The 18451-nt window shown below is 35.4% G+C and carries 16 protein-coding genes; 9 read left to right on the top strand and 7 right to left on the bottom strand.

Features of this window, described 5'->3' with window-relative positions; translation table 11 throughout:
* Nucleotides 1-35: 35 nt before the first annotated feature.
* Nucleotides 36-581, bottom strand: a complete 546-nt coding sequence (locus tag FDM27_RS10200; RefSeq protein WP_071184105.1) for a hypothetical protein — start codon at nt 579-581, stop codon at nt 36-38.
* 116 nt (nt 582-697) lie between these two features.
* On the opposite strand from FDM27_RS10200, the gene FDM27_RS10195 reads away from it, so the two are divergent.
* The 3 genes from FDM27_RS10195 to FDM27_RS10185 all read left to right on the top strand — a co-directional run bounded on the left by FDM27_RS10195 (nt 698) and on the right by FDM27_RS10185 (nt 5815).
* Nucleotides 698-3490, top strand: coding sequence for a 2-oxoglutarate dehydrogenase E1 component (locus FDM27_RS10195; protein ID WP_140486230.1), 2793 nt, complete (start codon nt 698-700; stop codon nt 3488-3490).
* 192 nt (nt 3491-3682) lie between these two features.
* Nucleotides 3683-4915, top strand: a complete 1233-nt coding sequence (odhB, locus tag FDM27_RS10190; RefSeq protein WP_140486228.1) for a 2-oxoglutarate dehydrogenase complex dihydrolipoyllysine-residue succinyltransferase — start codon at nt 3683-3685, stop codon at nt 4913-4915.
* Nucleotides 4916-5023: 108 nt separating this feature from the next.
* On the top strand, nt 5024-5815 hold the full coding sequence (locus FDM27_RS10185; protein WP_140486226.1) for a ThuA domain-containing protein: 792 nt from the start codon (nt 5024-5026) through the stop codon (nt 5813-5815).
* 78 nt (nt 5816-5893) lie between these two features.
* Here the strand turns inward: FDM27_RS10185 and FDM27_RS10180 are convergent, their stop codons facing one another.
* The 6 genes from FDM27_RS10180 to FDM27_RS10155 all read right to left on the bottom strand — a co-directional run bounded on the left by FDM27_RS10180 (nt 5894) and on the right by FDM27_RS10155 (nt 13625).
* Nucleotides 5894-6649, bottom strand: coding sequence for a hypothetical protein (locus FDM27_RS10180; RefSeq protein ID WP_255510519.1), 756 nt, complete (start codon nt 6647-6649; stop codon nt 5894-5896).
* 21 nt (nt 6650-6670) lie between these two features.
* Nucleotides 6671-7108, bottom strand: coding sequence for a retropepsin-like aspartic protease (locus tag FDM27_RS10175; RefSeq protein WP_140486223.1), 438 nt, complete (start codon nt 7106-7108; stop codon nt 6671-6673).
* A complete protein-coding gene (locus FDM27_RS10170) occupies nt 7105-9726 on the bottom strand; it encodes a CHAT domain-containing protein (RefSeq protein ID WP_140486220.1) in 2622 nt (873 codons plus the stop codon). The genes FDM27_RS10175 and FDM27_RS10170 overlap by 4 nt, the downstream gene beginning before the upstream one ends.
* Nucleotides 9727-9827: 101 nt before the next feature.
* Nucleotides 9828-11783, bottom strand: coding sequence for a PKD domain-containing protein (locus tag FDM27_RS10165; protein ID WP_140486218.1), 1956 nt, complete (start codon nt 11781-11783; stop codon nt 9828-9830).
* Between the two features lie 187 nt (nt 11784-11970).
* Nucleotides 11971-12945, bottom strand: coding sequence for a hypothetical protein (locus FDM27_RS10160; RefSeq protein WP_140486216.1), 975 nt, complete (start codon nt 12943-12945; stop codon nt 11971-11973).
* 380 nt (nt 12946-13325) lie between these two features.
* Entirely contained in the window at nt 13326-13625 is a 300-nt protein-coding gene (locus FDM27_RS10155) for a hypothetical protein (protein ID WP_140486214.1), read from the bottom strand.
* A 115-nt stretch (nt 13626-13740) separates the two neighbouring features.
* Between FDM27_RS10155 and FDM27_RS10150 the strand changes: the two genes are divergently transcribed.
* From FDM27_RS10150 to FDM27_RS10125, 6 genes are all read left to right on the top strand, one after another.
* Entirely contained in the window at nt 13741-14322 is a 582-nt protein-coding gene (locus tag FDM27_RS10150) for an RNA polymerase sigma factor (protein ID WP_140486212.1), read from the top strand.
* Between the two features lie 6 nt (nt 14323-14328).
* Nucleotides 14329-15054 carry a tetratricopeptide repeat protein gene (locus FDM27_RS10145; RefSeq protein ID WP_140486210.1) on the top strand — a complete coding sequence of 242 codons (726 nt, stop codon included), beginning with the start codon at nt 14329-14331 and terminating at the stop codon, nt 15052-15054.
* Nucleotides 15055-15074: 20 nt separating this feature from the next.
* Nucleotides 15075-15323: a hypothetical protein gene (locus FDM27_RS10140; RefSeq protein ID WP_140486208.1), complete on the top strand. Its 249-nt coding sequence runs from the start codon at nt 15075-15077 to the stop codon at nt 15321-15323.
* 123 nt (nt 15324-15446) lie between these two features.
* A complete protein-coding gene (locus FDM27_RS10135) occupies nt 15447-16226 on the top strand; it encodes a TatD family hydrolase (RefSeq protein ID WP_140486206.1) in 780 nt (259 codons plus the stop codon).
* Nucleotides 16227-16286: 60 nt separating this feature from the next.
* Nucleotides 16287-17429: a 1-acyl-sn-glycerol-3-phosphate acyltransferase gene (locus FDM27_RS10130; protein ID WP_071184094.1), complete on the top strand. Its 1143-nt coding sequence runs from the start codon at nt 16287-16289 to the stop codon at nt 17427-17429.
* Entirely contained in the window at nt 17413-18441 is a 1029-nt protein-coding gene (locus FDM27_RS10125; RefSeq protein WP_140486204.1) for an asparaginase, read from the top strand. The genes FDM27_RS10130 and FDM27_RS10125 overlap by 17 nt, the downstream gene beginning before the upstream one ends.
* The last annotated feature ends 10 nt before the right edge of the window (nt 18442-18451 follow it).

The raw sequence follows: 18451 nt of genomic DNA, 5'->3' as shown, positions 1-18451 counted from the left end.
TAAAATCTTAGTGACTTAGAATCTCAGTTCCTTTTCTAAAAATAAAACCTCACAAAAGGCATAAAAGCATCGCTGTAAGCGCTTTTGTTTTCATCGTGTAACACATTGTATCTAGCACCTATAGTTACATTTCCACTGCGATAACCCGCACCTAAAAATAAACCGGTATTCCAGAAGTTGCTGCTGAAATTGTTGTCGCCAATCCCTTTTACATTGACTCTTAATTGCTCGAGTTCGGCCGAAAGCTGGACTTCAGGAATAGGATTGAATAAGGTAATCAGGCTTCCGCCGTATAGATTGGAATTGTAAAAATCTTTTTGTTTTACATAAGTATATTGTGCGCCAAGACCTACTGCGAAATATTCGTTGACATTGTAAATGGCACTCGGTGCGACCGAAATATCAGTGTATCGGTTTCCGAAACTTAGTCCTAATCCGCCTCCAAATTGTACTTTTTGCCAGAAATCACTATTTGATTTAAAGCCTGAATTTTGATATTGAGCGGATAATTGAGTAGAAATGAATACTAATAAGGCAGTTAAAATTGATTTTGAAACTATTGAAGCGTATTTTTTTCTCATAAGTATTGAGGTATTTAACATTTTAACAGTTAAAAGTGTTTTAATTTTCAAGTAAATTTAGTTGATTATTGTACTTTTGCCAAACTATTTTAACAAAAAGTATATTCACTAACATTATGGATAGGTTTTCATTTTTAAATGCAGCGCATACCGAGTTTTTTGCACAATTATACGAACAATATTTACATAGTCCAGACAGCGTAGAGCCTAGCTGGAGAAGTTTTTTTCAGGGTTTCGATTTTGGAATGGAAACTTATAATGAGGAAAATCCAGTTCAATACATCAGAGAAGTAGCTCCGTCAACTTCAGTGTCTTCGGCTCCTGCTGTAGATAATAGTAAAATTTCAGAGCAACTTCAAAAAGAATTTAAAGTTGTTAAATTGATTGATGGATACCGTTCTAGAGGGCACTTGTTCACTAAGACAAACCCGGTTAGAGAGCGTAGAACTTTTTCTCCAAATTTAGATTTGGAAAATTTCGGGTTGAGTTCAGCTGATTTGAATACTACTTTTGATGCAGCAAAAATATTAGGTTTACAGCCTTCTACTTTGTCTCAAATTGTTAATCATTTAACTACAGTTTATTGTCAGCATATTGGTATCGAATATATGTATATTCGTCGTCCGGAAGTTGTAGAATGGATTCAGGACAGATTGAATGTGAATGAAAATCGCCCTACTTTCTCAGCTGATGAGAAAAAAGGAATTTTAAATAAATTAAATCAGGCAGTTTCTTTCGAGAACTTCCTGCATACTAAATATGTAGGTCAAAAACGTTTCTCTCTTGAAGGAGGAGAAACTGTTATTCCGGCTTTGGACGCTTTAATTGAAAGAGCTGCCGAAAAAGGGGTGGAGCAATTTGTAATGGGAATGGCTCACCGTGGTCGTTTGAACGTTTTGGCTAATATTTTTGGTAAATCTACTCAGGATATTTTCTCTGAATTTGACGGAAAAGATTACGATCAGGAATATTTTGACGGTGACGTAAAATACCACTTAGGTCTTACTGCTGATAAAATTACTAAGTCAGGAAAGAAAATCAACATCAACTTAGCTCCAAACCCTTCGCACTTAGAAACTGTAGGTGCCGTTATTGAGGGGATTACCAGAGCAAAACAAGATAAATATTTTGCAGATGATTTCTCTAAAGTATTGCCTATCGCTGTTCACGGTGATGCTGCAATTGCAGGACAAGGTATTCTTTATGAAATTATCCAAATGGCGCAGTTAGATGGTTACAAAACAGGTGGTACTATCCATATTGTAATCAATAACCAGGTAGGTTTTACAACGAATTACTTAGACGCTCGTTCTTCTACTTATTGTACTGACGTTGCTAAGGTTACTTTGTCGCCTGTATTACACGTAAATGCTGATGATGCAGAATCTGTAGTACACGCTATGCAATTTGCATTGGATTTCAGAATGCAATTCGGGCGTGACGTATTTATTGACTTATTAGGATATAGAAAATATGGTCATAACGAAGGAGATGAGCCTCGTTTTACACAACCATTATTATATAAAATCATTGCTAAGCATCAAAATCCAAGAGATATTTATGCTGAAAAATTATTATCTGAAGGGATTATCGATGCTAATTTGGTAAAAACTTTAGAGAAAGAATACAAAGACGATTTAGATCATAACTTAGAAGCTTCCCGTAAAAAAGATTTGACAATCATTACTCCGTTTATGCAAAATGAATGGAAGGGATTTGAGCAGGTTTCTGATGATGTAATGTTGCAAAAATTTGAAACTACTGTTGAAAAATCAACTTTAGATTCTATCATTAAAACAGTTTCTAGCTTACCATCTGATAAAAAATTCATTAACAAAATCACTAAGATTGTTACTGATAGAAAAACAGGATACGATAATAACACTATCGATTGGGGAACTGCTGAAACATTAGCTTACGGTTCACTTTTGACTGAAGGATTTGATATTCGTATTTCAGGTCAGGACGTTGAACGTGGTACTTTCTCACACCGTCATGCTGTTGTAAAAGTAGAAGATTCTGAAGAAGAAGTTGTTTTGTTAAATAACATCGAGAACAAAAAAGGAAACTTCCGCATCTTTAACTCATTCTTGTCTGAATACGGAGTATTAGGATTTGATTATGGTTATGCTTTGGCTAATCCAAATGCTTTAACAATTTGGGAAGCACAATTCGGAGATTTCTCTAATGGTGCCCAAATTATGATTGACCAATACATCTCTTGTGGAGAAGACAAATGGAACAATCAAAACGGATTAGTAATGTTGTTGCCACACGGTTACGAAGGTCAGGGAGCTGAACACTCTTCAGCACGTATGGAGCGTTACTTACAACTTTGTGCACGTCACAATATGTATGTAGCCGATTGTACAACGCCAGCTAACTTCTTCCACTTGTTGAGAAGACAAATGAAAACTACTTTCCGTAAACCATTAGTTGTTTTCTCTCCAAAAAGTTTGTTGCGTGATCCAAGATGTATATCTCCAATTGAAGATTTCACTTCAGGAGGTTTCCAGGAAACAATTGATGATACTACAGTAAATAAGAAAGACGTGAAAACATTAGTTTTCTGTACAGGTAAATTCTATTATGATATTACTGCCGAAAGAGAAAACAATGGTCGTAAAGATGTAGCTGTAGTTCGTATCGAGCAATTGTTCCCATTACCGGTAGAACAATTAAAAGCGATTATTGCACAATATCCAAATGCTGATGATTATGTTTGGGCACAGGAAGAGCCTAAAAACATGGGAGCTTACACCTATATGTTAGCTAACTTTGATTTGGTTAAATGGAGATTAGCTTCATTAAAAGCATACTCAGCACCGGCAGCAGGAAGTTACACTAGAGCAAAACGCCGTCATGCTGATGCAATCAGAATGGTATTTGATAAAAATTTATTTAGATAGTCATTGCGAGGTACGAAGCAATCTCATTAAAAATATTTTTTCCAGAAGCTATTTCCCGCTATTCGTTACAATCTTTTTATTTTTTAAAGAAAAAAATAAAAAGTATTTTCACTGCTATCGGGGCTAGATTTAAATACAAAGAATAACGATTCATAATTAAAAAATAAAATTCATAATTTAAAATATTACGACATGATTTTAGAAATGAAAGTTCCATCACCAGGGGAATCTATTAAAGAAGTTGAAATCGCCACTTGGTTAGTAAAAGATGGGGATTATGTTGAAAAAGATCAAGCAATTGCTGAAGTAGATTCAGACAAAGCTACATTAGAATTACCAGCTGAAGCTAGTGGTATCATTACTCTAAAAGCAGAAGAAGGTGATGCAGTAGCAGTAGGAGCAGTAGTTTGTCATATTGACACTGCAGCTGCTAAACCATCAGGATCAGCACCAGCGGCAGCGCCTGCAGCAGCTCCAGCTCCAGTAGCTGAAGCACCAAAAGCAGCACCTGCGCCAGCGGCTCCTGCAGCACCAGCAGCTACTTATGCAACTGGAACTCCATCTCCGGCAGCTAAAAAAATATTAGATGAAAAAAACATCGCTCCGACTACTGTATCAGGAACTGGTAAAGGTGGAAGAATCACTAAAGATGATGCAGTAAATGCTGTTCCATCAATGGGAACTCCTACAGGAGGAAGCCGTGGAGTAGAGCGTACTAAATTGTCTATGTTGCGTCGTAAAGTAGCTGAGCGTTTAGTTTCTGCTAAAAACGAAACTGCAATGTTGACTACTTTCAACGAAGTAAACATGACGCCTATCAACATTTTGCGTAATGAATACAAAGATGCATTCAAAGCAAAACACGGTGGTATTGGTTTAGGATATATGTCATTCTTTACAAAAGCGGTAACAAGAGCTTTAGAATTGTTCCCTGATGTAAACTCTATGATGGACGGAGATCACAAAATTGCTTTTGATTTTGCTGATATCTCTATCGCAGTTTCAGGACCAAAAGGATTAATGGTTCCTGTAGTTCGTAATGCTGAAAACTTAACTTTCCGTGGAATTGAGGCTGAAATCAAAAGATTGGCTTTAAGAGCACGTGATGGTCAAATTACAGTTGATGATATGACAGGTGGTACTTTTACAATCACTAATGGTGGTGTATTTGGATCTATGTTGTCAACTCCAATTATCAACCCTCCACAGTCTGGAATCCTTGGAATGCACAACATTATCGAGCGTCCTATCGCTGTAAACGGTAAGGTTGAAATCCACCCAATGATGTACATCGCTTTATCTTATGACCACAGAATTATCGATGGTCGTGAGTCTGTTGGTTTCTTAGTTGCTGTAAAAGAAGCTTTAGAAAACCCAGTAGAATTGCTTTGTGGTGGAAATCCTAAAAAAGCTTTTGAATTGTAGACTTCGACAAGCTCAGTCTGACAAACATATAAATCCCAAATTCCTCCCGATGCTTCGGGATTGGAGTTTGGGATTTTCTTTTTATATTCGAGAAATAAATAGAAAATTATGAAAATAAAATTAATGTTGCTTACAATTGTTTTTGGTTTAGGTTCTGTTTTTGCCAATCCACTAGCTAAAAAACGTATTTTAGTTTACACTAAAAACGGCAAAGGTTATGTGCATAAAAATATTCCTTTCAGTGTGGAAGCCTGGAAGAAAATTGGAGAAGCCAACAACCTAATTATTGATGTTTCAGATGATCCGGCGGTAATGACCACCGAAAATCTGGCAAAGTATAGCTGTCTGGTTTTTTCTAATACCTGTAATGATATCTTTGATACCGAAGAACAAAAACAAGCTCTTGTGGATTATATTCATGCTGGTGGCGCATTTGTAGGAGTTCATAGTGCGTCTGATTCTGAAAAAGACTGGCCTTGGTTTGCAACCTTGGTAGGTGGTAGGTTTAAAAGACATCCTGCTTTTCAGTCTTTCGAAATAAAAGTGATTGATAAAAACCATCCTTCGACTTCGATGCTAGGGGAAACATGGAGAAAAGAAGATGAGTGTTATTATATGAATGAATTCAATCCTAATACTCATGTACTTTTAGCCGCCGATATGCGAACGGTGAAAGACAGCGAAAAAGAAGTCTATCCGGGACGAACTTTTGGAGATTACTTACCATTGGCCTGGTGTCATGAGTTTGAAGGCGGTAGAGTGTTTTATACCGCTTTAGGGCATGATAGTAAGGATTATGTTGACCCTGTCTTTATTCAGCATCTTACAGGCGGACTTTTATGGGCATTAGGTGAAAATCCAAAAGAGTCTCATTCGAAAAAAAGAATCAAAAGCAAATAGGCTTAAAATGAGTTAACCGCAGATTCACAGAATTTTTTTTTTAATCTGCGAATCTGCGGTTAATTAGAGGACATCATTTTATTTGAATTCTACCCAGTCAAATAAAGCATAATTTTGTGTAGCAGGAATATGATCGCCTATAAAACTCAGATTTTCGACACTGCAAAAGATTTTAAATTTAGTGGCTGTGCCGTAAGTAAGTGTTTTGCTTGTTAGGTTTTGGTTGTCAATTTTCCAGGTTGCCACATATTTTTTCTTTGTATTTAAAGCTAATGTTATTGTAAAAGTGTACCATTGATTTCTTTTGATTTTGCTTTGAAAAGAATGGCTTGGATTAGCTTGCGAAGTGGTATAAACAATAAGATCATCGGATGCAGCATTCAGTCCCTGACGAACAGTTTCTTTGCCATAGCCAATTTCAAAATCGAGTTCGTGGGTATCATCACTGTATAAAAAAGCACCTATGCTGGCACAATCGCCCACTCCCATTTCAGGGACAAAAACGCGCCAGGAATACGTTCCTGTAGAATAAGTAGCAATCGATTTTATTTTAGTTCGATCCCAAGTATTAGCATTGGTAAACAGGCGTAAATTTCCATTTTCGATAAAATAATTAGCTTCACCCACCTGAGTAGCATCTTCCCATTCATCTAAGTTGTTAAAATCCCAAAATTTAGAAATATTGTTTTTCACAGGGGTGGTTTTTGACGTTTCGGAAGAATTCGTATTAGATGCTGCTGTAGAATTTTGACTATCTTCTGTTAAGTCTTGGGTGGAACAGGAGAATAGTAACATTCCCAGAGCAAGACAGGCTGCTTTGTAGAATTTTCTCATAATGTTTTGGTTTTCTGTTGGTTATTGTAAATATAAGCAATTATTGTAGTAATCAATTATGGCTTTGCCTTTTAGTAAAACATCGGCTCCAATGATTCCGTCAACAGTTTTTGATTTGTAAGCCGTCAAGGCTTCATTAACATGTGACATATCAAATATGATCAAATCAAAATTATTGTTTTTCCAAGAACCCAATTGTAATTTGTTTTGGGTGGCAGTTTGAGTGAGCATTCCTGTTGCTCCCGCTCCCGAGGCCTTGGTTTTTGAATCTTCGGCATTTAGATTGAATAAGGCAATGTGTTCAAAACCTACACAACTATTTGAAGCTCCTGTGTCCAGAATAAAACGGCCTTCTACACCGTTAATTTTAGCTTTTATCAACAGGTGCTGGGTCTTAGTAATCTTGAATTTTACTTTCTTATATTTTTCCTTTTTTAGGACTTCATGCAGATTTTTCATTTTCTATATCGGATAAAAAGCCAAATTAAGGCAATTACAGATAGAATTCCCAATATAATAAAAGTATAATTGGTTTTTTCATTGGTTTCAACAGCGCCATAATACACAAATGCACTCCAGTAATAAGGTGATTTTTTGGCGTTGGAAATCTCCGGATTTTTTAAGAAATCTCTTTTAGCATTGGCGTTGGCTTCTAAATAAGATTGTCCGTTTTTGATGTTCTGATAAAAAGAATCCATAAAAACAGAAGTCGTATAATCATTGACTTTCCATAGTGAGAACAATAAATTTTGCGCGCCGGCCAATTGGAATCCGCGGGCAACGCTCATGGCTCCTTCGGATTTATAGAGCTTACCAATTCCCGTTTCGCAGGCACTTAGAACTACCAAATCAGGGTTGATACTTAAATGGTACAATTCGGAATAGAGGATTTCCTGATCGTGGAATTTAATACTTGCGGGAGTAATTACATCGCCAGCATCAGCATGAGTGGATAAATGTAAAATGGAGTAATCTGCTGCATTTTTTTTGAAATTATCGAAAGAAGCTTCGCTATTTTTAAAATATTTTCCTTTGAAGTTTTTTTGAATCGAATGCAACTCGTCTTTTGAATAAGTCAGCGTATAAGGCGTGTTTTCGAAAACTGGAAAAATTCCTAAAACAGTTTTTTCTTGTTTTGAAGAAGGTTTTGTATTAAGATAAAAACTAGCCGAATTCTGGTATCCGATGTTATAATCATTCAACAAATAATGCATTTGAGCAAAATTGGTCGTGTTGGATTCTTGAGTGATTAAGGCTTCGAAAGGAAGGAAGTTTAATATACCATCAGGAACGATGATGAGGTTTTTATAGCTGGAATTTACGGGCAATTTTAGCATTTCATATAATGAATGACCATAATGGTTGTAATCTGAAATGTTGTCAATGATTTTATTGGCATTACTAAAAAAATCTAAGAATGAAATTATTCTAGGGGTGGCAGTATGGTTGTCCCAATAAAAATTCAGTCTTATTCTATTGTTGTCCAATGTAAAAAAATACATTTTTTCAAAACCTGAAAAATACTCAATCATCATGGATTTGTCTTTTTTCAGTTGGGCAAACAAGGATTTGATATCGATTGTTTCTTTTTCCGAAACGGTATTTTCCGAACGAATTTTTTTGAGCGAAAGCATTAATCCATTTTGCTTTTTGATGGCTTCGTTTATTTTTACAATATTGGCTAAATCTCCTTTTTGTTGCTCTTTGAGGATTGCGTTGCTCCAGTTTTGTAATTGTTCTATGTGGAATTTTTCTTTACTGGAGAGGCTTTTGTTTTGCAATAAATAACTTTTTAAAACACCCGATTTGCTTTGTTCTGCCAATTGAAAAGCCGCTTCTATATAAGTTTGCTTTTGTTCCTTTTGATACAATAAGTCATAAATAACAATACATTTCTCGGTTCGCATACGAACACGACTTTGATTGATAATTTTAGAGTTTTCATAAACCATCATATTCGAAAATAAGTCTTCAATATGAAAAGCTAAATTATAAGATTCTAATGCTTTTTTAAGTTGGTTTTGTTTCGAATAAATTTCGGCTCTTAAATCTAAAGCATCCAGCAAACTGGTTTCTGTATAAAGTGAATTTTGTTCTGGTAAGCTGTTTTTTTTGTTAGAATAATTTGGAATGAGAAGTTTAAAAAGGGACTCTATAGATGCAGTAGCTTCTTTTAGTTTTTGCTGTTTGAAAAAAAGCGAAGCTTCTTCGTATTTGAATTGAGCTATTTTTCGAGGTGAAAGATTGGGTGTTGCGTAGAAATAGCTTTTAGCTTTTTCGAAATAAGAATTAGCCAATTCAAATTGTTGCCATTGGGAGTTAAGAGAAGATAAATTGCGGTAACAATTCGCTAATGTTTCCGTTTGAGATTTGTCTGATTGTAATAATTTGATAGCGGTAAGGTATGAGCTTTCTAATTTTTCAAAGATATTTGGTATAATTTTTATAATTAATCCCGTGCTTTTGTAACTCAATACATAGCTGTTTCCTAAATTATTCAACAAAATCCCTTTTTGAATGTTAGATAATTTTTCGGTTTGGATTGTTTTTTCAAGTAAATCAATGGCTAAATCAATCTTGCCTGAATTTTGATACACATTCGATAAATTGAGAATGGCGGCTATTTTTTTATCCTGATTTTTTTCCTGATTGGCGATGTAATAATACTGTTTGATGGTATTTTCGGCATTGTCGTAATCGCCCAGAATGGTGTACAAGTTTCCCAGAGGTTTTAGGCAAAATTCTACAATGTCGTAATTGTTGAGATGGTATTTTTGATAGGTTTTCCAGGCTTTTTCGTAACTGGAAACTGATTGCTGAATTAGGTTGAATTGGTTTTCGTAATAGGCTTTGTTGCAATTTAAAATGACAATTGCCAACAGTTCGTTTTTAGTTTTTGGCGTTGGGGTTTTCCAGAATGCGTTTTCGGTACTATTGAGGGTTTTTAAATTTTCTGCTGTTGGATTTGCAACAAAAGCATCTACTGCATTGTAGATTTTGTCTTCTTGAGTAAGTGGTTTTTGTCCGAAAAGAATCAGGGAAGAAACTAGAAGAAAATAGCAAAAAAGTTTTTTCATAAAGAGTTGTTTCACAAAGATACGCAAAGCATTTCACGGAGATTCACGAAGAAATTATTAAAAAAATCTGTGTCAATCTGTTTAATCCGTGTTCCATAAATTTAAAACTTCCATATTCCATACACTTGAAAATAATTAAAATTTTCTTTGAAATTCATCACATAACGCACTCCTAAACTCGGACCGATGCGGGCAAAACCAAGTGTTAAGTCAAACAACAATCCAGTTTTTAAATTGGTGAAGGTTTTACTGTTAGATACGCTATTTTCTTCGGTTTTGATAATTGGAGAATCTGGTTTTTCTGATTCGAAATATTCAATCTTTGTGTGTTGTTCCTGTTTTTCAGAAGCATTAATGTTGGCCTGTACTCCAGCTCCAATGCCGATGAAATTGTTGATGTTGTAACGAAGAAGTAATGGAATTTCATTATTGAAATTTGAATAACTAATAGTTTTGCTAGTACGTGTAGCCTGGCGGACTCCGTTAGCAGTTGTGGTGAAACCATTTGTAATTGAGGTAGCTGAATTGAAATCATGGACACTATTGATTAATTCGGCTTGCCAATACAAACGATAGGATTTATATGGAGAAATGGTCGCGCCCACAAAATAGCTTCTGGATTTGTCTAAATTTGGGTAATAATTATAACCTGCTTTAGCACCAATAGAAATTCCGGGAAGGAATCGGGTGGTGGCGTAATTGGTTATAATAGGTTCGTTTTTGTCGAAAATAATTGCGGTTCTGCTTCGGGTGTTTACTTTATGAAAGTCTTTGTTGAATTTCAAAGAGTATTTTACAAAACCTTTGGTACTGTCTTTTTCTTTCACATTTTTCTGTTCGCTTCCCGGCAGATAAATGTTTTTGAAGGTAAAGAAGATTTGGTTTTGCTTAATTATGGTATCTAAGCAGCTGGTTGTGGGGATTTCGTCTTTTGGACAAATAGGGCATTTAGGATACATGTCTTCGATTTGAAATGTTTTCTTGTCAAACATATCCGGAATATCGGTTTCCAGACGAATCATTCTTGCCGGACCTTCGCCGTTGTTTTGAAAACGGGTTTTGAAATTCACTCTTTTAAAACGAACGAATCGATAATTCATAAAACTTCCGTTAGATCCCATTTTGTTAGGGTCATGGGAAGTTACGATTTCCATTTCCAGGTTTTTTACTTTGTGGTTTTTATAGCTACGATTTGGGACATAAATACCTCGCATAGTAATTGTCGCACTGGTGTCTTTGAGCATTTCAGGAGTAGTCTTGAAAGTATAAAAAACATTGCGGGTTTCCTGCGGATTAGCATCGTCAAATTCTAAGATGGAAACGTTTTTGAACGTTTTATGCGCTTCGGCCAGAGCGGCGTCTAAATCTTCTTCGGTGGTGGTGTTCTCGTATTTTCTTATTGGTAAATAAGTATTGGCTGAAGCCAAATATGAATTAGATTGGTCAATGTCGTTGATAGCGGCAAAAGTGTTTTCTGTGACTGTTCTTTCGCCAGCATAGGTTCGAAAATCAGCTAATTGAAAGTTGTTGTCCTTGAATTGCGTTTCGTTGTAAAAAAGATAGATTTTTCCATTCGCGACATAGTTTTCCAGATTTTGATAACTAAGAATGACTTCCATTTCCTGATCGGGAATAGGGTCGCAGTTTTTTTGAAGGGCAAAACCATTTTGGTTAGCAACGGATGCGATTTCGTCAAAATTTTTATCTGATACTTCGTTAATTACTACTTTTTTTGGTCGGGTAGCGGGTGGTTTTCCGTTGTCGTAATTATTGGTAACAGTCAATCGGGTGGTGTAGGTTCCTTTGTTTTTATAAGTATGTTTAGGTTCGGTAGCTTTGCTGTAGTTGCCATCTCCAAATTCCCATAGGTACGAAAAACTAGGTTTTGGCGCACCTGCAATAGGAATTAACGGTGGAGTTTCGGGTTTGTACGAAACCGTATTCGCATTTTGACTGTAGTTTATTGCGGCTCTTCGGGTAACGGTATCTTTGACTTTTTTTTGTGAAAAGGAGACAACAGAAAGCAGAATAAAGAAAATAGATGCTAGTGGTTTCATAATCATATTTGGTTTTTAGCCCTGATGGTAGCGGCATCCTCTTGTGGCGGTGTTCGCCGCAAGAGATATAGCGGACAGCAGGAATAAGCTACTAATTCTTATTTGGTTAACGGTTAAAAATCCTTTAAAAATAGAAAAAAGCGATGAGCAAATCATCACTTTTTTCAGAAATTAAATTTGGGAATTTTTATTGGATCGCATTGATTGCGGCAATTAATTGAGCTTCGGTTCCTACAGTGGTTTCGGACATTGTGAAAGTGTAAACGTCATTGGCCTGAACGGTTACTCCTTTGATGGCGTATCTCCAGTTTCCATTGTCTTCGGTCGCAAAGATGATGTGACAAGCAAGGCCTACTGGAATTTGACCGTAGTGTTCGCTGAATAATCCTTCGGCTGTGTAAGTATCAAGTTTTGCTAAAGCGTTAGTTCCTTCGCCGTCATAAGATAAATAGATTGCACAGTTGTTGTTGTCGTATCCTTCGGGAGCATCAACAAGAATAGTAGTTTTAGGTCTTGGATCGCTGTAGAATTTATCCACATTTGTCCATCCAAAGTTTCCAAAACTCACATAGTAGTTGTTCCCTTCGGCTTGAACGCCACCTTTTCCACCATTAGTTCCATCGGCTTTACGGGCATCTTCCCAGGCTAAGTTTCCTTCGTCATCGATGATTCCTTTCCATAAAGTCATCATATTGTCAACGCCATCAGTAAGGCTGGCAGGAACTAATAAAGTAATGTTGCAAGTGGTTGCTAATTCTTTGCCATTTTGAGTTGCTTTGATGAAGAATTCTCCTCCAGAGATTAGTAGATTTCGGTTTCCATCGGGCATGATTCCCATTGTTGGTTTGTTAGTTACTAACATGTTTCCTTTGTCGAAAAGTTCTACATACTCAATTTTTACTTCTCCTGTTACAGGATTTCCGTCTTTAGTTAAGCAGTTTCCGTTGATGGTAATTTTTACTCCGTTTTCAGAAGTAAATGTTTTTACTCCGTTTTCGGCAGTAAAGGTAAATTCCTGAGTTATTTTTTCTAAAGCAGCTTCTCTAATATTTGCAAATTCTGCTGCTGTTGCCGGCGTGTTTTCGATGTTCTCGTTTTCGCAACTTACGAATGAAATTGCCGCTAAAAATAAAAGTCCGATGGTTTTAAAATTTGTTCTCATGATTTCTTGATTTTAATTATGGTTAAAATGGTTTTACTTGTTTTATACTGTTATATCAATTCGGGTTTTAAATTGTTACCCCAGTATTTTAATTTTTTTTAATTGTTTCTGATTCTGTTGTTATATCAATTCTTGTTTTAATTTGTTACCCCAGTTTCCAAAATATTTTTTTAGTACTTCGGGTTTCTATTGGTATATCAATATGGGTTTTGAATTGTTACCCTTTAATTTGAATTTATTTCAGATTATTTTTTTAAAGCCTGTTTGAAATTCATCAAAATTATTTCCCCAACCCTAAAGGGTGTAATTTTGATGCGTTTTAAGAAATTTTCCCGGTTTCTAACAGCTGGTTTTTTTCTTTAAACATTCAAACAGGCTTTTTAATTGAGTAAGCATTTTTCTTCAAACACATTTCCGTCTTCATCAATAGCAATTAGTATTTCTTTTTTTGGGGTATGTGTTAATGTCAAATAAATCCAGACAAAAGACCAGATTCCGAATGTGATGCAAAAGAGTTGAAGATGTAAAGCATGATTGATCCTTTTTTGCTCTTTTGTTAAAACCACATAAGGCAATTTGGCGTTGTATTCGGAGATTTTAAAACCCGCCTGAATTTTATTCGAAAGTTTTTCAGAAAAACTATCAATAATGATTGGAGAGGATAACTGTTCATTTTTCATGATTTATCAATTTGAAAGGTTTCACATCTATATCCACTTGATTTTATATTTGTTACCTATTAAACTGATTTTTATTTCAGATTCTTTTTTACATTAGCAGTTCAATTTTTTTCCTATGTCAGAAAACAAAATTCATCCGGATCAGTATTTTATCGAAGGATTAGCGAATAATGATTCGGCGATTATTCGGTCTATTTACAAAAAGTTTGTTCCCAAAGTGGTTTCCTATATCAGGAACAATTCGGGCGATGAAGATCAGGCTCAGGATGTGGTCCAGGAGATCCTAATTTTGTTGTTTAATCAGGCAAAAGCCAAACAATTGGAATTGAGTTGTCCTTTTGATGCTTACTTTTTTTTGTTATGCAAAAGAAAATGGCTTAACGAATTAAAAAAAGCATCGAATAAAGGGGTAACAATTCAGGATGATTTGACATCTACTAATGAACCCACGGAAGAAATGGTGGCACAAACAGAAATATTTGAAGAAAAACAACAGCTTTTTGATATGATGTTTCAAAGATTAGGCGAAAAATGCCAGGAAGTTTTAAAGTGGAGTTTTACTTTGAAATCAATGGAAGAAGTAGCCATGAAACTTAACGTAACCTATGGTTATGTTAGGAAGAAAAAATCCTTGTGTACGGGTCAGCTTACCCAATGGATTCAGGAACACAGTAGTTTTAAAACATTAAAAATTTAAGGAGCCATGAAAGAAGAGAAATATATAGTATTCGATCAATACCTTCAAGGCGAATTGTCGGACGAAGCCCGATTGGATTTTGAAAAACAGCTTTCAGAAAACCACGAACTGGCATCTGAATTTGAAACTTTCAAAGAAGTACAAATACAGTTAGAAACAAAATTCGATTTTGCTGCTGACAGAGAGGCTTTCACAGCAAATCTAAAAGCGATTTCGAACGAACATTTTAAAGCAGATAAATCGAAGGTGATTTCGATTAAACCATGGGCTTATTTGGTTGCTGCCTCGGTGGCGCTTTTGTTTGGATTGTTTCTTTTAAATCCTAGTCCGAAACCTGTTTTTGAAGAATACAATCAATATGAAAATGCTTATTTGACCGAAAGAAGCGAAGGAGTTGATAATTTAAAAAAGGCTGAAGCCGCTTTTAACGCTAAGAATTACAAAGCTGCGATTCCGTTTTTTGAAGCTATTTTGAGAGAAAATAAAACCGTAGAAGTTCAGTATTTTTATGGGGTTTCTTTATTGGAAAACAACCAAATCAAACAAGCCGAGGCTGAGTTTAACTGGATAAAATCAGGAAATTCTATTTATAAAAACAAGGCGATTTATGCTTTGGCTTTAATTAAACTAAAACAAAAAAACTATAAGGCCTGTAAAGAAATCCTGTTGACCATTCCTTCCGATTATGAGAATTATGATAAGGTTCAGGAATTATTGGATAAATTGGATTAAGAATTTTTAATTAATGAACAATGACAATTAAAGAATTAGACAATAAATTAAAAGAAAATGGTATATCTGAAGATCAATATTTTCTTCACGGACTTTTTGGTTCAACAAACGATGATGAAAAAATAGCCTTAACAATTAAGAAAGGAAAATGCGGGATTGAATATGAGACTTATTTCAGAGAACGCGGAGAAAAACACTCATCAAGAATATTTGTCACAGAAAAAGAAGCTTGTGAATACATATTAAAAGAACTTGTTAGGAGTATATAATGAAATATATTTAAGGCAAAAATATTTTAAAGCCACACAAAGATTTATTAGTTTTTGTGTGGGTTTTTTTGTTTTTGTGAATCTTTGTGTAATAGTCTAATTTTGCACATTTAAACTTTAGACTTGGAAACAAAACCCATAATTACCGATACCCACGCACATTTATACAGCGAAGAATTTGATCAGGACAGAGACGAAATGATGCAACGCGCCTTAGCGGCTGGTGTGACTCGTTTTTTTATTCCGGCAATCGATTCGGCTTATACTGAAGCCATGTATGATTTGGAACAAAAATATCCTGACAACGTTTTTTTGATGACTGGCGTACACCCAACGCATATTAAGGATAATTATTTGGACGAATTGCAATTTGTTGAAGAGGAATTAAAGAAGAGAAAATTCTATGCTATCGGCGAAATTGGGATTGACTTGTATTGGGACAAAACCCATCTAAAAGAGCAGCAATTGGCTTTCAAACGTCAAATCCAATTGGCAAAAGAATACCAATTACCTATTGTGATTCATTGTCGTGATGCCTTTGATGAAGTTTTTGCAGTTTTAGAAGAAGAAAAATCGGCTGATTTGTTTGGAATTTTTCATTGTTTTTCGGGGACTTACGAGCAGGCTTTGCAAGCTTTGTCTTATAATATGAAATTGGGAATTGGTGGTGTAGTGACTTTTAAAAATGGTAAGATAGACCAGTTTTTGAATAAAATAGATTTAAAACACATTGTTTTAGAAACCGATGCGCCTTATCTGGCTCCGGTTCCTTTTAGAGGGAAAAGAAACGAAAGTAGTTATCTGGTGAATGTAATTGATAAGTTATCACATATTTACGGAATTTCAGCAGAGGAAATAGCGAAAATCACTACTGAAAATTCGAAAGCAATTTTTGGGATTTAAAGCAGAATTCGCTAAAATTTAATATTTTTTTTGTTCATTTGTTTTTCTAATAGTACCAAAATGCAAAAGTTTGACGAGATTCGGCCTTATTATGATTCCGAAATAAATAAAGCGATAAAAAAAGTGCTTCATCACCCGATGTTGAAGTCATTGATGAATTTTTCTTTTCCTGATGTAGCCGATGAAGTTTGGAAAGAACAATTGCTAAAAACGCATTCTATTCGTGATTTCCAATGTAATTTTATATACCAGTCGGTTCAAAAAGTATTAGAAAAAAGTTCAGAAGGCTTGATGACTGCGGGCTTTGAACACTTAGAGCCTAATACTCCTTATTTGTTTATCTCTAATCACAGAGATATTTTATTAGATACCACTTTGTTGAATGCCACTTTGTTTGAGCACGATTTGGTAATGACTGCTTCGGCTATTGGGGATAATTTGGTTAAACAACCTTTTTTGAATGTGTTGGCTAAATTGAATCGAAATTTCCTGGTTCAGCGCGGTTTAGGACCAAGAGAGATGTTGCAGAGTTCTAAAACATTGTCAGAATATATCAGTCAGTTGTTGCAACACGAGAACCGTTCGGTTTGGATTGCACAACGTGAAGGACGAACCAAAGATGGAAATGATGCGACCAATCCGGGAGTATTGAAAATGATAGGAATGGCTTCGGATGAAGCTAATTTGATGGATTACTTCAAAAAATTGAAGATTGTTCCTGTTTCTATTTCTTATGAATATGATCCTACCGATGCTTTAAAAATGCCTCAATTATTGGCGGAAGCCAATAATGAAGTCTATGTCAAAGAAGAGAATGAAGATTTTATGACCATTTTGAGTGGTGCTTTAGGACCTAAAAAACGAATTTTTATCCATATAGGGAAAGTTTTAGATACTGAAATTGATGCCATAAAAGCAGAAAACGATAATGTAAATAAACAAATTCAGGCTTTGGCGCAAGCCATAGACGATTCGATTTTGACCAGCTATAAATTGTGGCCTACTAATTATATTGCTTACGATATTTTACATAAAACCGATAAATATTCGCATTTATATACTGAAAACGAAAAAGCAGTTTTCGAACGAAGATTAGAAAAACGAATCGATGCAGAAAATCCTATTGCATTGCAGGGAATATTGGCTATGTATGCCAATCCGGTAGTCAATAAACTGAAATACACCCATGAACTCAAGGACTAAAATTCTTTTAATTTATACTGGAGGAACCATTGGAATGCGCAAGGATTTTAATACCGGAGCATTAAAGGTTTTTAACTTTAGTAAATTATTACAAAGAATTCCTGAGTTGAAACAATTGGATTGTGAGATTGAAACCATTTCGTTTCAGAATCCAATTGATTCTTCAAATATGAATCCGGCAAATTGGGCCGAAATTGCCTTTATAATTGAATCCAATTATTCAGGATTTGATGGTTTTGTGGTGCTTCATGGTTCTGATACCATGTCGTACACGGCTTCGGCTTTGAGTTTTATGCTCGAAAATTTATCCAAACCGGTTATTCTTACGGGTTCGCAATTGCCCATAGGTGATTTGCGTACGGATGCCAAAGAGAACTTAATCACAGCAATACAAATTGCTTCTTTGCAGGAAAATAATAAAGCTGTAATTGCGGAAGTTTGCCTTTATTTTGAACACAAATTGTATCGTGGCAATAGAACCACTAAAATTAATTCGGAACATTTTAATGCTTTTGCTTCGCCAAATTATCCGGCTTTGGTGGAATCGGGTGTGAATTTGAATTTTAAATCAGAATTGCTTTTGTCGAAAGGCAGTACTAAAGGGTTAAAGCTCCATTCTGTTTTAGATACGAATGTGGTAATCATAAAAATGTTTCCCGGAATAGGAGAAACGGTTTTTTCTGCGTTGCTTGAAATTCCAAATTTGAAAGGAGTTGTCTTAGAAACCTACGGTTCGGGAAATGCGCCAACAGAAGATTGGTTCTTGAATGTAATAGAAAAAGCCATTGCTAAGGGTTTGTATATTGTGAATGTTACCCAATGCACGAGCGGAAGTGTTAATATGGGGCAATATGAGACGAGTTCGGCAATGAAGCAAATAGGAGTGATTTCAGGAAAAGACATCACTACCGAAGCTGCAATTACCAAATTGATGTTCTTATTAAGCCAAAATATTCCGTCTAAAGATTTTCAAACTGTATTTGAAACTTCTTTAAGAGGAGAAATATCATAATAATTACAAT

Source organism: Flavobacterium sp. GSA192 (assembly GCF_006386525.1).
Lineage (GTDB): Bacteria > Bacteroidota > Bacteroidia > Flavobacteriales > Flavobacteriaceae > Flavobacterium > Flavobacterium commune.
Note: the sequence above shows the minus strand (reverse complement) of the source record. Positions and strands in the feature narration are given on the sequence as shown.

Coding starts and splice junctions, on each gene's coding strand:
- FDM27_RS10175 (WP_140486223.1), bottom strand. CDS start 7,108: ATGAAAAATCTGCATGAAGTCCTAAAAAAGGAAAAATATAAGAAAGTA.
- FDM27_RS10145 (WP_140486210.1), top strand. CDS start 14,329: ATGAAAGAAGAGAAATATATAGTATTCGATCAATACCTTCAAGGCGAA.
- FDM27_RS10160 (WP_140486216.1), bottom strand. CDS start 12,945: ATGAGAACAAATTTTAAAACCATCGGACTTTTATTTTTAGCGGCAATT.
- FDM27_RS10150 (WP_140486212.1), top strand. CDS start 13,741: ATGTCAGAAAACAAAATTCATCCGGATCAGTATTTTATCGAAGGATTA.
- FDM27_RS10140 (WP_140486208.1), top strand. CDS start 15,075: ATGACAATTAAAGAATTAGACAATAAATTAAAAGAAAATGGTATATCT.
- FDM27_RS10200 (WP_071184105.1), bottom strand. CDS start 581: ATGAGAAAAAAATACGCTTCAATAGTTTCAAAATCAATTTTAACTGCC.
- FDM27_RS10130 (WP_071184094.1), top strand. CDS start 16,287: ATGCAAAAGTTTGACGAGATTCGGCCTTATTATGATTCCGAAATAAAT.
- FDM27_RS10125 (WP_140486204.1), top strand. CDS start 17,413: ATGAACTCAAGGACTAAAATTCTTTTAATTTATACTGGAGGAACCATT.
- FDM27_RS10170 (WP_140486220.1), bottom strand. CDS start 9,726: ATGAAAAAACTTTTTTGCTATTTTCTTCTAGTTTCTTCCCTGATTCTT.
- FDM27_RS10195 (WP_140486230.1), top strand. CDS start 698: ATGGATAGGTTTTCATTTTTAAATGCAGCGCATACCGAGTTTTTTGCA.
- FDM27_RS10185 (WP_140486226.1), top strand. CDS start 5,024: ATGAAAATAAAATTAATGTTGCTTACAATTGTTTTTGGTTTAGGTTCT.
- odhB (WP_140486228.1), top strand. CDS start 3,683: ATGATTTTAGAAATGAAAGTTCCATCACCAGGGGAATCTATTAAAGAA.
- FDM27_RS10165 (WP_140486218.1), bottom strand. CDS start 11,783: ATGAAACCACTAGCATCTATTTTCTTTATTCTGCTTTCTGTTGTCTCC.
- FDM27_RS10155 (WP_140486214.1), bottom strand. CDS start 13,625: ATGAAAAATGAACAGTTATCCTCTCCAATCATTATTGATAGTTTTTCT.
- FDM27_RS10180 (WP_255510519.1), bottom strand. CDS start 6,649: ATGAGAAAATTCTACAAAGCAGCCTGTCTTGCTCTGGGAATGTTACTA.